The organism is Zoogloea sp. (genome assembly GCF_030157465.1).
GTDB lineage: Bacteria > Pseudomonadota > Gammaproteobacteria > Burkholderiales > Rhodocyclaceae > Zoogloea.
The window spans coordinates 58,561-72,666 of sequence record NZ_JAOAUU010000079.1; the positions used below are offsets into that span (position 1 = coordinate 58,561).

Genomic DNA, 14,106 nt, shown 5'->3' on the forward strand with positions numbered 1-14,106 from the left:
ATTAGCCGCCCGAGTATAACCACCGGCCCGCCGGCCCGGGCCTGCAAAGGACGCTTCCATGTGGCTGATCGGCCTCGAACTCGGCCTTGTCGCCGTGCTGCTCGCCATCCTTGGCCTGGCACTGCGCAGCCCGAAGAAAAACGATACGGATGACTCCCCCCATGACTGACCTGACCCCGCTCCTCGCCCGCGCCGAGCGCCTGCTCGAACGCCTCGAACGCCTCCTCCCGGCCGAAGCCGCCGCCCCAGACTGGGCCGCCTCGACCGCCTTCCGCTGGCGTCGCAAGCACAACGCGGTGGCCCTGGTGCCGGTGCTGCGCCCCCACCAGATCCGCCTCGACGACCTGCAGGACATCGACGAGAAGAAGGCACGCATCGTTGCCAACACCCGCCAGTTCCTGGCCGGCAAACGCGCCAACAACGTGCTTCTGACCGGCGCCCGCGGCACCGGAAAATCCTCGCTGGTTAAGGCCCTGCTCAATGAGTTCGCCGCCGACGGCCTGCGCCTCATCGAAGTGGACAAGGACGACCTGATCGATCTGCCCGACATCGTCGACCTGCTCGAAGGCCGCCCGGAACACTTCATCCTGTTCACCGACGATCTGTCCTTCGAAGACGGCGAGCCGGCCTACAAGGCGCTCAAGAGCGTGCTCGACGGCTCCCTCGCCGCCGTGCCGGACAACGTGCTGATCTACGCCACGTCCAACCGCCGCCACCTGATGCCCGAATACTTCGACGAGAACGCGGCCACCAAACACAAGGACGGCGAGGTTCACCCCGCCGAGGCCGTGGAAGAAAAAATCTCGCTCTCCGAACGCTTCGGCCTGTGGATTTCCTTCTACCCCTTCAGCCAGGACGAATACCTGGCGGTGGTCAATCACTGGCTGGGCGAATTCGGCGTCCCCCTTGACGCGGCCGCCAACGCCCGCGGCGAAGCCCTGCAATGGGCGCTGCTGCGCGGCTCCCGCAGTGGCCGGGTAGCCTGGCAGTTCGCCCGCGACTACGCCGGACGGTTCGAGGCATGAGCGCGGCGCAAAGAAAAATCGTCCACGTGGCTGCCGCGGTGATTACCCGTCCGGATGGCAGCTTTTTGCTCGGCCAGCGCGCGCCCGACACCTTCTACCCCGGCTATTGGGAATTTCCCGGCGGCAAGGTCGAAGCGGGTGAAACCCCGCGGGCGGCGCTCATCCGCGAACTCGACGAAGAGCTCGGCATGGACGTGGAAGCGGCCTACCCGTGGATCACCCGCGAACACGTTTATGAGCACGCCCACGTCAGCCTGCATTTTTTCGAGGTGCCGGCCTGGAAGGGCGAAATCCGCGACCACGTGCATGCGGCCCTGAGCTGGCAGCGCGCCGACGCAATGACGGTGGAGCCGATGCTTCCGGCCAATGGCCCCATCCTCAAGGCCCTGCGCCTGCCGCGCACGATGGGGATCACCCACGCCGGCGAGATCGGCGTCGCCGCCCAGCTGGCCCGCCTCGACACCGCGCTGGCCGGCGGACTGCGCCTCGTGCAGATCCGCGAAGCGGGCCTGGCGGCAGACGAGCGCACCGCCTTCGCCGAAGCCGTCGTGCTGCGCTGCCGTGCCGTCGGCGCCCTTGTGGTGGTCAATGACGACATGGAGCTGGCCCGCCGCACCAGGGCCGACGGCCTTCACCTGCCGGCCTGCCGGCTGGCGGCGCTGGATGAACGGCCGGATTTCGAGTGGGTGGGTGCGTCGTGCCACAACCGGGCCGAACTGGAAAAAGCCGCCGCCCTCGGGTTCGATTACGCCGTGCTCGGCAACGTCAAGCCAACCCTCAGCCACCCCGAACGGGCGCCACTGGGCTGGGAGGCTTTCGCCGGGATGATCGGCCAGCTGCCACTGCCGGTTCTTGCACTGGGCGGGCTTGCCGCAAGCGATCTCACCGACGCCAAAACGGCTGGCGCTCACGGCATCGCGGCGATCCGGTCGATCTGGCAGGGCTGACAAAAGAAAAGCGCCTGGCCGTTTCATGCGGCGAGGCGCTTTTCAGCTGAAATGCAGCTGAAATCCGGCGGGTGCTAATGCGGCCCCGAGGCCAGCGGATCGCTTTCGTTGTCGAGAGGCGCTTCGCCCGCCACCCGGTACTGGTCGGTGGCCCAGGCACCCAGATCGATCAAACGACAGCGATCGGAACAAAACGGCCGATAGGGGCTTTGCGGCCCCCATTCGACGCCGGAGCCGCAAGTCGGGCACTTGACCACACGGGGTTTTGCCGGAGTTTCCATCACAGATTGCAGAAAGTCAGTTCGAAGGGCACGTCCACGTCCACCTGCCCCGGGCGGGTCACGGTTTCGGCGTTCATGAAGCGGACGTTGAGGGCGTACTTGTTGGCGCTGGTTTCCGGCACGCACATGGCGCTGCCGTTGAGGCGGATGCGGATCATCTGCACCGTGCGCCCCCCCATCGTCTGCTGGAAGGCACCGCGCACGGCAAGCAGGGTTTCCGGCCGGCCGCTGGCGCGCAGGAGTCGCAGCACGATGGCCAGGCCGTCACGGATCGGCAGCAGCGGCTGAACCCAGGCCATCAAGTCACGGCGACGCAGTTCCACGTCACGGTTGAGCCAATGATGATAGGACGGCAGGTCGAACTCGCAGGCGCCGCCGGGAATCGCCGCGCGACTGCGGATGTTCATCAGCCACTCGTTCTCGCGCAGGTATTGCCCGGTCTTGCCCGCCATGGCGAGCAGGGAGGCCGAGGCCTGCTCGATTTCGTAGAGCGCGCCGGACAGGGCCTCTTCGGAAATCTGCGGATTGTTGCGGAAGGACAGCAAAATCTGGCGCTGGCGTTCGAGTTCCTGGACCAGGTCGACCTTGAGGTCGGCGCGGCTCGCTACTTCGAGGATTTCGAACAGGGTGACGAGGGCGACATGGTGTTCGAGAGAGCCTTCCGCCCGAACAAAATGCATGACCTTTTCGAAAAGGTCTTCCAGCCGGAGTAGCGTGCGGATCCTCTCGTTGAGCGGATATTCGTAGGTGATCACGCGCGCGCCTGAATGAGGGGTGGGAATGTGTCGGTCTAACCGGCGCGAATCATATCACACGCCCCCCGCCCGCGCCGCGAGCTCAAGGTAGCCCCGGTGCAAGGCAGCGACCTGCTCCTGCAGCTGCGCATGGCTGCCGCTGTTATCCACCACGTCGTCAGCGGCGGCCAGGCGCACGGCACGACTGGCCTGGACGGCCATGATGGCACGCACCTGGCTTTCCTCCAGCCCGCTCCGGAGCATCACCCGCGCCACCTGGACCTCCTCGGGACAATCGACGACACACAGGCGCGCAACCCGCTTGCGGTAGCTGCCGGATTCGACCAGCAGCGGCACCACCAGCATCACGTAAGGCGCCTCGGCCAAAAGGCACAGGCGCTCGCTTTCGCTACGGATCATCGGGTGCAGGATGGCTTCCAGGCGCTGGCGGACAGCCGGGTCTTCGAAGGCCAGCGCACGCATGGCAGGGCGATTGAGGGAACCGTCGGCGGCCACCACTCCGCTACCAAAAGCCGCCTCGACCGCCCCCATCGCGGCACCACCGGGCGCGGTGAGCCGGTGGGCGATCAGGTCTGTGTCGACGATGGCGGCGCCCATCTCGCCGAAGAGATCGGCTGCGGCACTCTTGCCGCTACCGATACCGCCGGTCAGGCCGACAACGAAGGGAGACTTGCTCGATGAAGCGGTCATGGGGCGCATTCGAAGCGGCTGGCGCCGCGCATGTTTTCGGAAAGATCGCTGGCGAGGGAAGACAGGCTGTCGCTCGGCCCACGCACTTCCACGCGCAGCGCGCCCGCCCCGCGGGTGGCGATCTGGGCACTGCGCACGCCCCGGCCCTTCAGCGCATCCAGCTGGCGCCCGGCAGCCACTTCGCTCTTGAAGAGTCCGAGGGAAATGGCGTACTGGTTCTGGCCGGCATCCTGGACGATGAACAGATCCGCCACGCCCAGGCTGCGCAGTTCAGCCGCCTTGCGCTCGGCGCCCTCCTTGGTTCCCAGCGACGGGATGTGCACCCACCAGGACGAAGGTGCGCCACTGCGGCTCTCGGCGATCCGGAAGCCGGTACCGGCCTTGGCGATTCGCGCCGAAAGCTCGGCCGCCTGCTCCGAACTGAGGCCGCCAAAGGCCACACAAGCCGGCGGTGCGGCCTCAGGGGCTGGCGCGACAGGTGCGGGGACAGGTGCCGGTGCGGCGGGTTTCCCGGCATCGGCAACGGGCACGGACGGCGGCACAGATTCGGCCAGCGGCGCGGGCGCCACCACGGGCTGAGCCACTGGATGGGGCAGCTCGACCACCAGGCGGATTTTTTCCGGATTGAGCTGGTTGCTCAGCCGCTCGGGTTCCCCATGGGAAACGCTGCCGCCGAGCCAACCCTTCCAGATGGCCAGGGCAAGGATATTGGCAAAAACCAGGGCGATGACTGCTACACGTAAAGAGGCCATGTCCGCAAGACTAACCCATCACGATCGACGGGAAAAGGCACCGAATGCCCGCGAGGCAGGCCGAAACGCTAGGTCACAAATCGTTGAGCATACGGGCAAGCCCTTCGAGCACCAGGTTGTCGACGACCCGGTGGGGACATTCGAGGTGCGGCGCCAGGCTTGCGGCAGCCCCGCCGTTAAGCAGGCACAGCGCGCCCTCCCCGGCCGCCACCAGCCGGAACATGCGCTCGATGGCCCCGAGCTGGGCGTGCAGGCATCCGGTGACGATGGCGTCGGCGGTACGCCGCGGGGTCTGCTCGAAACGGCCGTCGGCAAAGGGCAGCTGAGCCGTGTCGCGGGCCAGGGACATGCGCATCAGATCGAGGCCCGGCAGGATCGCTCCACCCTGGAAAACACCGTGGGCGTCGAGGACATCGGCGGTGGTGGCGGTACCGGACGTCACCACCAGCGCCGCCCCGGCGTGCAGGGCGCGAGCCCCGACCAGCGCGGCCCAGCGATCGGCGCCGAGGCGAGCCGGATCGAGATAGCTGTTACGCACGCCAAAACCTTCCGGATGCGACTTGATCCATTCAGCCGCCAGCCCGCGGGCGGCCATGAAGGCCGTGATCCGCCCACCGACCGCCGGCCCCGCCACATTGGCGCCGAGCATGCGGCGAATCGGGCCAAGCCCGGCGAGCACATCGGCAAAACCATCGAGCGCGGTGAGCAGCACCGCGCCCTGGGCATGCCAGCCGGCGTCGTCGTGCAGGCCCCATTTCAGGCGTGTGTTGCCTGCGTCAAGCAACAAATCCATCAGGCCAACCTCAGGGAAACGTCGCCGGAAAGCACCCGGCGCAAGCCCTCCGGCGTTTGCAGCAGCAGGGCGCCGTCGTCATCGACGCCGACACAGGTGCCGGTCAGTTCATGCGCCTCGCCAAGGATGCGCACCGGCAGATCGGCAAAGGCGTTGCGCTGCTGCCAGGCACCGCGCAGGGCGGTGAATCCGGCGCTGGCGTAGATTTCGAGGAAACGCTGGAGCTGGGCAAGCACCAGACCCAGCAGCCGGCTGGGGCTCGGCGGCGAGGCAAGGCAACTGGCGAGATCGATGACGCCCGTCGGGTAATCCACCGCCGCGTCGGCCGGCATGCGCAGGTTGATGCCGATGCCGATCACCGCCGCCAGCCCGCGCCCGCGGCCCGAACTCAGCTCGACGAGAATCCCGGCGAGCTTCTTGCCCTGAATCAGCACGTCATTCGGCCATTTGAGGGCAACCCCCTCGACACCCAGCTCTTCGAGCGCCCGGGCCACGGCCAGACCCACCACCAGCGACAGCCCGGCCGGCACGTGGGCCGCCGGCGTAAAGCGCCACAGCACCGAGAAGGTCAGCCCGGCCCCTGGCCACGACTGCCACACCCGACCGCGCCGACCGCGCCCGGCCGTCTGCCGCTCAGCCGCCAGCACGTGAACGCGGCCGTCGTCCGGCGGCGGATTGTCGAGCAGCCGACTGTTGGTGGAATCGCACTCCGGCAGGATTTCCAGCGAAAACACACCGGCCAACTCCCCCAGCGCCTCCGCCACGCCCCCCGCATCGAGGGCTTCGTAATCGGAATGGTCCAAGAATCAATACCCGACTGGTTGAAACGAATCGGTAATTATGGCGGAAGAAGGCGGGAGTCCGGAACAGCCAGCCCTATCAAATGCTGGGTCAGAAAGGAGCGAAGGGGTCGCAAGGGCCGAAAAACCGTGACGAGCATCGCCCTCGCAGGATTGCGGGGGCGCGCTGCAGCTTATCGACCCGCTCAGTGGGCTTCGGGGTCTTCCAGGCCAAGCTCCTGGATCTTGCGGGTGATGGTGTTGCGGCCGATGCCGAGCAGTTGCGCTGCCTCGATCCGGCGCCCGCCGGTGGAGGTCAGGGCGCGCCGAATCAGGATACGTTCGAAATCGCGGCTCAGCATGTCGAAGACCTCACCCGGGTGCAGGGCCAGCATGCGGTCGGTTTCGGCCATCAGCGCGTCGCCCCAGTTGGCGAGGTGCTCGCGGGTGGGCTGATCCTTGAGTTCGGGCGGCAGGTCGGCCACCTCGACCGTCTGCCCCGGCGCCATGACGGTGAGCCAGTGGCACAGGTTTTCGAGCTGCCGCACGTTGCCGGGAAAGTCGAGGCTCTGCAGGTATTTCAGCGTTGCGTCGGACAGGCGTTTGGCCTCGACGCCCAGTTCCTGGGCCGACAGGGAAATGAAATGCTTGGCCAGCGGCGGAATGTCTTCGCGACGCTCGCGCAGCGGCGGCAGGCGCAGGCGGATGACGTTGAGGCGGTGGAACAGATCCTCGCGAAACAGCCCCTGACGCACACGGTCTTCCATGTTTTGGTGGGTGGCGGCGATCACCCGCACGTTGGCCTTGATCGGCTGGTGCCCGCCTACCCGGTAGAAGTTGCCGTCGGACAGCACGCGCAGCAGGCGGGTTTGCAGCTCTGCCGGCATGTCGCCGATTTCGTCGAGAAACAGGGTGCCGCCTTCGGCCTGCTCGAAACGGCCGCGACGCATCGTCTGGGCGCCGGTAAAGGCGCCGCGTTCATGGCCGAAGAGCTCGGATTCAAGCAGATCACGGGGGATCGCCGCCGTGTTGATGGCGATGAAGGGCGCGTCGCGACGCGGACTGTGGCGGTGCAGCGCACGGGCCACGAGTTCTTTGCCGGAGCCGGATTCGCCGTTGATGAGCACCGTGGCATGGGACTGGGACAGGCGACCGATGGCGCGAAAAACCTCCTGCATGGCCGGCGCCTGACCCAGAATTTCAGGCACCGAGCTCAGCTCTTCCACGACGCCGGTCTGATGCACGCTCTCCTCGATGGCGCGTCGCACGAGATCGACGGCCTGATCCACGTCGAAGGGCTTGGGCAGATATTCGAAAGCCCCGCCCTGAAAAGCGGACACCGCGCTGTCCAGGTCGGAAAAGGCGGTCATGATGATGACCGGAATGTGCGGGAAGCGCGCCTTGACCTTGGAGAGCAGCGACAAGCCCGACTCGCCGGGCATCCGGATATCCGACACCAGCACCTGTGGCGGCTGCGTGGTGCCCTCCAGCGCCGCCAGCACCTCGGCCGCCGCGCCAAAGCTCTTGTATGGAATCTCTTCCCGCGTCAAGGCTTTCTCGAGCACCCAGCGGATCGAGCGGTCGTCATCAACTATCCATACAGCATTCATGTCATTCACGCGCACAAAAGTGAAACGGGAGAAAAATCGGTTCTGGAGCGCACTCCGGCACCGACGCACCAAAACGGTGCACTAAGTTGTAGCACATCAGGCATCCGCTTCCCGCGAGATCGGGAGGAATACCGTGAAACAGGTTCGGCCGGGGCGGGAATCCACATCGATGGCGCCCTGGTGCTGCTCGACGAAACTTTGCGCCAGCGACAGGCCCAGGCCACTGCCGTTTTCGCGGCCGGACACCAGCGGATAGAAGATCTTGTCGCGGATGTCGTCCGGAATGCCGGGGCCGTTGTCGATCACCTGCAATTGCAATGCCAGCTTGAATCGGCGCTTGGCCAGCGTGACCTGCCGGGCGGCCCGGGTGCGCAGCACGATTTCACCGACGCCATGCATGGCCTGGGCGGCATTGCGAACAATGTTGAGAATCGCCTGGATCAGCTGCTCCCGGTCACCGGTGATGTAGGGCAGGCTGGTGTCGTAGTCGCGGCGCACCTGGACGGACGAGAATTCGGCGAGGATCAGGCGGCGCACCCGTTCCAGCACGTCATGCAGGTTGAGCTGGGTGGGCTGCATCATCCGGTGGGACGTGAGCAGCCGGTTCATCAGCTCCTGCAGGCGATCAGACTCGGCGATGATGACCTGGGTGTATTCGCGCAGCTCCGGATCATCCAGTTCGCGCTCGAGCAACTGGGCCGAGCCGCGGATGCCACCGAGGGGGTTCTTGATTTCGTGGGCCAGATTGCGGATCAGCTCGCGGTTCGCCTGCTGCTGGTGCGCGAGCTGCTCCTCGCGTGCCACCTTGAGCTGCGCATCCATCGGACGAATCTCGAGCAGCAGGCGCGCATCCGCGCATTCAACCGGCGTCACCGTGCAATCGAGGTGCAGGGGCTCGAGGCCCGGGCGCGTCACGGTAAGGTTGTGACTGGTGTAGCTCCAGTTGTCGCGAAGCACGTTGTTGAGCGCACCGGCAAGCCCGGCCGGCTCCCCAAGCAGGCGACCCAGCGCGTAGCCGACGGTTTTGCGGCGGCTCACCGCAAAGAGGTTTTCCGCTCCGGGATTGAGATATCGGACGACGAGCTGATCGTCAACCAGCACCACTGCCGAGGACAGCAACTCAAGGCCGGAGAAAGCGGAAGGGGTGGTTTCAGGCTGGTCGTTTTGCATACCCAGGGCCCATGCAAGAAGCAGACCACACCAGCAGAAAGCGCCGTTTCCAGCGCCTGGACATCAGACTTCAGCGCAGATTGCCGATTTCGCGCCGGAGCGCCTCGACGTTGCGCTCATGGAGCTGGACCTTGTCCTTGCCGGATTGCAGGCGATCTCCCCCCGCGGCACCGTTGGCGTAGCGGGACAGCTGCTGCTCATCAAGCTCCTTGCGGGCGGCATCCAGGCTTTTTTGCTCGGCGCTCAGCTCGCCTTCGAGAATGCGCCGGCGGTCGCTATCGCGCGCCCTCTGGGTGCCCGTATCCACCCGGGGAAAGCCGGCACCACCAGACGATGCACCATTTTGGGGCGACCCCACCACCGCGGGGCGCGGACCACCCGGCACCGACGAAACCGCCTGGTCACGAGCCAGGGTGCTGCAGCCCTTCCCGGAGATCTTGCTGTTGGTGTAGGTGACGTGACCGGCCTCATCGACGCATTTATAGACGTCCGCCCGCGCGAGCGGGGAGCACAGCAGTGTGGCCAGCAACAGGAGAATGCGTGTATTCATGGTCGGCACGGGCAGGCAAGGGCGGCAAACAGTTTAGAGGCGACGCCGGACGATTACAAACGTCAGCCAGCCCCGACACAAAAAACAAAAGGACGGGCCGAAGCCCGTCCTTGAGTAACGCACAGGCCGGCCAGCACGCTGACCGGCTCTGACCGAAAGATCAGATTGCGTAGTACATCTCGAACTCAACCGGGTGCACTTCGATGCGCAGACGGTTCACATCTTCCTGCTTGAGGGCGATGAAGGAGTCGATGAAGTCATTGCTGAACACACCACCACGGGTCAGGAACTCGCGATCCTTGTCGAGGGCCTCGAGGGCCTGTTCGAGGCTGGAGCAGACGGTCGGGATGAGCGCGTCTTCTTCCGGCGGCAGGTCGTAGAGGTTCTTGTCGGCGGGATCGCCCGGGTGGATCTTGTTCTGGATGCCGTCGAGGCCAGCCATCATCAGCGCGGCGAAGCACAGGTAGGGGTTTGCACCGGGATCCGGGAAGCGGGTTTCGATACGACGGGCCTTTTCGCTATTAACGAAAGGAATGCGGATCGAAGCGGAACGGTTCTTCGCGGAGTAGGCCAGCTTCACAGGAGCTTCGTAGTGCGGCACGAGGCGCTTGTAGGAGTTGGTCAGCGGGTTGGTGATGGCGTTCAGGGCGCGAGCGTGCTTGATGATGCCGCCGATGTAGTACAGGGCGGTTTCGGACAGGCCGGCGTAGCCGTTGCCAGCAAACAGGTTCTTGCCGTCTTTCCAGATCGACTGGTGCACGTGCATGCCGGAACCGTTGTCACCAACGATGGGCTTCGGCATGAAGGTGGCCGTCTTGCCGTACTGGTGGGCAACGTTCTGAACGATGTACTTGGTGATCTGGGTCTGGTCGGCACGACGCACGAGGGTGTCGAACTTGGTGCCGATTTCGTTCTGGCCGGCCGTTGCGACTTCGTGGTGGTGGACTTCAACCGGCACGCCGCAGGCTTCGAGAGCCAGACACATGGCGGCACGCATGTCGTTGAACGAATCGACCGGGGGAACCGGGAAGTAGCCGCCCTTCACTGCGGGACGGTAGCCGGTGTTGCCGCCTTCGAACTTCTGGTCGGAGGACCAGGCTGCTTCTTCGGAGAAGATCTTGTGGTAAGCGCCGGACATGCCGACTTTCCACTCGACGGAATCGAAGATGAAGAATTCGGGTTCCGGGCCAAAGTAGGCGGTATCGCCGATGCCGGAGGACTTGAGGTAAGCCTCGGCGCGGTTGGCGATGGAACGGGGATCGCGGTCGTAACCCTTGCCGTCGGCGGGGTCGATCACGTCACAGCTCAGAACCAGCGTGGTTTCGTCGAAGAACGGGTCGATGTAGGCGGTGTTGGGGTCCGGCATCAGCAGCATGTCGGAAGCCTGGATGCCCTTCCAGCCGGCAATCGAGGAGCCGTCGAAGGCATGACCGCTCTCGAACTTGTCTTCGTCGAAAGCGCTGACCGGCACGCCAACGTGGTGTTCCTTGCCCTTGGTGTCGGTGAAGCGGAAGTCGACAAACTTGACTTCGTTTTCCTGGACGATCTTCATGACGTCTTGCGGGGTCATATAACTCACTCCTAACGGGTTGAAGCTGCTGCGCAGTGGATAAAGATTTTGGTGTTACGACAATTCAGTCTGCGAAACCTGCAAGCAGAAAGCATGCCAGCACGAAAAACAAAACACCTCATTGTGCCACAAGGCCCCGAAGCGGCGGCCGGCAAAATAAATCGCACCAACTCGGTGCCATCAATACGTGAACGCACCACTATGGTGCGATTCGACACAGCAATGCGATCCGCCCCCAGCTGGGCGACGCTTCGACACGACGCCTGACCCGCTCCTGCAGGCCCTCGAGCCGAGCGCTGTCGATACACCAGTCAAAGGGCAGATAAACCTCGGCCTCGACCTGATCGCCGACATAGTGAAAAACCGCCGGCGCGGCCTGCGGCACGTCGTCGCCGAGAATCTCGTCGAGTTCCTTCATCAGCGCAGCCCGCCCCGGCAAGATGCGCCCGGCCGAGCCCGCGTGATCTTCCTCGGTATCCACGTGCACCAGCACGTCGAGCACGTCCGGATGAGAGGCCCTGACCCGGCCGCGGGCCAGCTCGGCGATGCGGTGACCTTCCGACACGCTGATTCGCGCATCGACACGCACATGGGCATCGACCAGTACGCGGTGGGCCATGCGGCGGGTGCGCAAATCATGCACATCGATGACGCCGCAGGTGCCGATCACCGTTTCGCGGATCTTCGCCACCTCCTCAGGATCGACCCCGGTATCGATGAGTTCGCGCAGCGCCTCGTAGGCCAGCATTGCCCCCATGCGCAGGATCATGAAGCCCACGAGCGCCGCGGCCAGCGGCTCGAGAAAGCGATAGCCGAGCAGGCTGCCGCCGATGCCCACCGCCACCACCAGCGACGAGGCGGCGTCGGCGCGTGCGTGCCAGGCGTTGGCCACCAGCATCGGCGAGCGCAGGCGCTGGGCCACCGCCAGCATGTAGCGAAACAGGCCCTCCTTGCCGGCGAGGGTGATCAGCGCCATCCACAGCGCCGCCGGATGCAGCTCGGGCAGTGCGTCGAGGCTTTGCATGCGGGCGGCGGCCGTCAGCAGGAAACCGGCCCCCACGCCGGACAGGATCAGGCCGAGAACCATCGACGCGGCGGTTTCGTAGCGACCGTGGCCGTAGGGATGACGTTCGTCGGCAGGATTGGCGCCGTGACGGCTGGCAAACATCACCATGAAATCGCCGACGAGATCGGACAGCGTGTGCATGCCGTCCGCCACCAGGCTCTGGGCGTGGGCGAACAGGCCGACTGCGATCTGGAAGACGGTCAGCACCACATTGACGGCGATGCTGACCCAGGTGGCGCGCTGAGCCTGGCGGGCACGACCGGCATCGAGGGAGACATCGGCGCCGACCGGCGAAGAAGCTTCGAAAGACATGGCTTGCAGGCCGGGAGGCCGGCGGTATACTCACGAGTTAGCCATTCTAGCCGGATGTCCGCCATGGGAAAATTAAGCGAGACCCTCGCCCTTGCGCAAGAACGAGCACGGGCCATGAAGCTCCCCTACGCCGGAGCCCTTGTGCCCCGCGAAGCCTGGGATGTTCTGCAGCTCGCCCCCGGCGCCAAACTCGTCGACGTGCGTACCCGTGCCGAATGGGACTGGGTCGGCCGCGTGCCGGGCGCCGTCGAAATCGAATGGATGCTCTACCCCGGCAATGAGCCCAACGCCCATTTCCTGGCCCAGCTCAAGCGCCAGGTCGATCCCGAAGCACTGGTGATGTTCCTGTGCCGCAGCGGCGCCCGCTCCAACATGGCCGCCAACCTGGCCGTGGCCTCGGGCTTCACCAACGCCTACAACATCCTGGAAGGTTTCGAAGGCGACAAGGACGCCAACGAACACCGCAACAAGATCGGCGGCTGGCGCCACGCCAACCTGCCGTGGACCCAGGGCTGAATACCAAGGACCACCGATGCAAGTCGCTCCCATCAGTTTCGACCGTTTCAACGCCCTCGCCGACGCCGACGCCCATGAGCGCATCCGCGCCGCTCGCGCCCGTCTCGGCGACAAGGCCGTGCTGCTGTGCCACCACTACCAGCGCGCCGACGTTTACCAGTACGCCGACATCACCGGCGACTCGCTGAAACTCTCCCGCCTCGCCGCCGAAACCGATGCCGAATACATCGTGTTCTGCGGCGTGCACTTCATGGCCGAAGTGGCGGACATCATGACCAAGCCCCACCAGCAGGCCATCCTGCCGGATCTGGCGGCCGGCTGCTCGATGGCCGACATGGCCAATCTGGCCAAGGTCGAGCGCTGCTGGCGCGAACTCACCGAAGTGCTCGAAACGCCGGACGAGATCATCACTCCGGTCACCTACATCAACTCCGCGGCCGATCTCAAGGCTTTCTGCGGCGAGCACGGCGGCATTGTGTGCACCTCCACCAACGCCCCGGTGATTCTCGATTGGGCCTTCGCCCAGCGTGAAAAGGTGCTGTTCTTCCCCGACCAGCACCTGGGCCGCTGGACCGGTTTCAAAAAGGACATCCCCCTCGACGAAATGGTGGTGTGGGATCCCGACCTCGAATACGGCGGCCTCACCTTTGATCAGATCAAAAAAGCACGCATCCTGCTCTGGAAGGGGCACTGCTCGGTGCACCAGATGTTCCAGCCGGCGCACATCATCAAGTTCCGCAACCAGTACCCGGACGGCCTCGTCGTGTCGCACCCGGAAAGCGCCCTTGAAGTGTGCCGCCAATCGGATTTCGTCGGCTCCACCGAGTACATCATCAAGGTCATCAAGGATTCCGCCCCCGGCACCCGCTGGCTGGTCGGCACCGAGCTCAACCTGGTGAACCGCCTGGCCGAAGAGGTGAAGTCAGAGGGCAAGATCGTCCAGTTCATGGCCCCCACCGTCTGCATGTGCTCGACGATGCAGCGCATCGACCCCCAGCACCTGGCCTGGACACTCGAAAACCTGGCCGACGGCAAGGTGGTCAACCGCATCACCGTTCCCGAGCACGAAGCGACACTGGCCAGGATCGCCCTGCAGCGCATGCTCGCGGTGTCCTGAAAACCGCCTGAAAACGCCCCGCCCGAAACCCGGGCGGCGGGCCTGGCGGCAAGAACCGCCACCTTGCTGGATCAGCCACACGAAAGAAGGCACACGCGAAGAAGTAAACTCAAGACGGCGCTTCGGGCGCCGTCTTTCATGGGGAGCTGCCGCGTGCGAAAGCCGCACCAAGC

15 protein-coding genes are annotated in these 14,106 nt (G+C 65.0%); 4 read left to right on the plus strand and 11 right to left on the minus strand.

What is annotated here, in order from left to right:
• Nucleotides 1-161 precede the first annotated feature (161 nt).
• Complete coding sequence (locus Q1W26_RS10450; RefSeq protein ID WP_300439494.1) at nt 162-1,025, plus strand: ATP-binding protein; 864 nt, start codon at nt 162-164, stop codon at nt 1,023-1,025.
• Nucleotides 1,022-1,972, plus strand: a complete 951-nt coding sequence (locus Q1W26_RS10455; RefSeq protein ID WP_300439497.1) for a Nudix family hydrolase — start codon at nt 1,022-1,024, stop codon at nt 1,970-1,972. The genes Q1W26_RS10450 and Q1W26_RS10455 overlap by 4 nt, the downstream gene beginning before the upstream one ends.
• A 74-nt stretch (nt 1,973-2,046) precedes the next feature.
• Here the strand turns inward: Q1W26_RS10455 and yacG are convergent, their stop codons facing one another.
• From yacG to Q1W26_RS10510, 11 genes are all read right to left on the minus strand, one after another.
• Nucleotides 2,047-2,253: a DNA gyrase inhibitor YacG gene (yacG, locus tag Q1W26_RS10460; protein WP_300439500.1), complete on the minus strand. Its 207-nt coding sequence runs from the start codon at nt 2,251-2,253 to the stop codon at nt 2,047-2,049.
• Complete coding sequence (gene zapD, locus Q1W26_RS10465; RefSeq protein ID WP_300439503.1) at nt 2,253-3,008, minus strand: cell division protein ZapD; 756 nt, start codon at nt 3,006-3,008, stop codon at nt 2,253-2,255. Before zapD ends, yacG begins: the two co-directional genes overlap by 1 nt.
• Nucleotides 3,009-3,062: 54 nt before the next feature.
• Nucleotides 3,063-3,707, minus strand: coding sequence for a dephospho-CoA kinase (gene coaE / locus Q1W26_RS10470; protein ID WP_300439506.1), 645 nt, complete (start codon nt 3,705-3,707; stop codon nt 3,063-3,065).
• Nucleotides 3,695-4,450 (minus strand): SPOR domain-containing protein, encoded by a 756-nt coding sequence (locus Q1W26_RS10475; protein WP_300439508.1) that lies wholly within the window; start codon nt 4,448-4,450, stop codon nt 3,695-3,697. The genes coaE and Q1W26_RS10475 overlap by 13 nt, the downstream gene beginning before the upstream one ends.
• Before the next feature lie 73 nt (nt 4,451-4,523).
• Nucleotides 4,524-5,243: a type III pantothenate kinase gene (locus Q1W26_RS10480; protein ID WP_300439510.1), complete on the minus strand. Its 720-nt coding sequence runs from the start codon at nt 5,241-5,243 to the stop codon at nt 4,524-4,526.
• Nucleotides 5,243-6,007, minus strand: coding sequence for a biotin--[acetyl-CoA-carboxylase] ligase (locus Q1W26_RS10485; RefSeq protein ID WP_300439701.1), 765 nt, complete (start codon nt 6,005-6,007; stop codon nt 5,243-5,245). Before Q1W26_RS10485 ends, Q1W26_RS10480 begins: the two co-directional genes overlap by 1 nt.
• A gap of 221 nt (nt 6,008-6,228) precedes the next feature.
• Entirely contained in the window at nt 6,229-7,632 is a 1,404-nt protein-coding gene (ntrC, locus tag Q1W26_RS10490; RefSeq protein ID WP_300439512.1) for a nitrogen regulation protein NR(I), read from the minus strand.
• 96 nt (nt 7,633-7,728) lie between these two features.
• The gene (glnL, locus tag Q1W26_RS10495; protein ID WP_300439514.1) at nt 7,729-8,802 is read right to left on the minus strand and encodes a nitrogen regulation protein NR(II); all 1,074 of its coding nucleotides are present in this window, start codon (nt 8,800-8,802) and stop codon (nt 7,729-7,731) included.
• Nucleotides 8,803-8,872: 70 nt separating this feature from the next.
• On the minus strand, nt 8,873-9,352 hold the full coding sequence (locus Q1W26_RS10500; RefSeq protein WP_300439516.1) for a DUF4124 domain-containing protein: 480 nt from the start codon (nt 9,350-9,352) through the stop codon (nt 8,873-8,875).
• Nucleotides 9,353-9,512: 160 nt separating this feature from the next.
• A complete protein-coding gene (glnA, locus tag Q1W26_RS10505) occupies nt 9,513-10,922 on the minus strand; it encodes a type I glutamate--ammonia ligase (RefSeq protein ID WP_300439518.1) in 1,410 nt (469 codons plus the stop codon).
• Between the two features lie 199 nt (nt 10,923-11,121).
• A complete protein-coding gene (locus Q1W26_RS10510; protein WP_300439521.1) occupies nt 11,122-12,300 on the minus strand; it encodes a cation diffusion facilitator family transporter in 1,179 nt (392 codons plus the stop codon).
• A 63-nt stretch (nt 12,301-12,363) separates the two neighbouring features.
• On the opposite strand from Q1W26_RS10510, the gene Q1W26_RS10515 reads away from it, so the two are divergent.
• Together Q1W26_RS10515 and nadA are read left to right on the plus strand one after the other, a co-directional pair.
• Nucleotides 12,364-12,816, plus strand: a complete 453-nt coding sequence (locus Q1W26_RS10515; RefSeq protein ID WP_300439524.1) for a rhodanese-like domain-containing protein — start codon at nt 12,364-12,366, stop codon at nt 12,814-12,816.
• Nucleotides 12,817-12,832: 16 nt separating this feature from the next.
• Nucleotides 12,833-13,933, plus strand: a complete 1,101-nt coding sequence (nadA, locus tag Q1W26_RS10520) for a quinolinate synthase NadA (protein WP_300439527.1) — start codon at nt 12,833-12,835, stop codon at nt 13,931-13,933.
• Nucleotides 13,934-14,106: the final 173 nt, after the last annotated feature.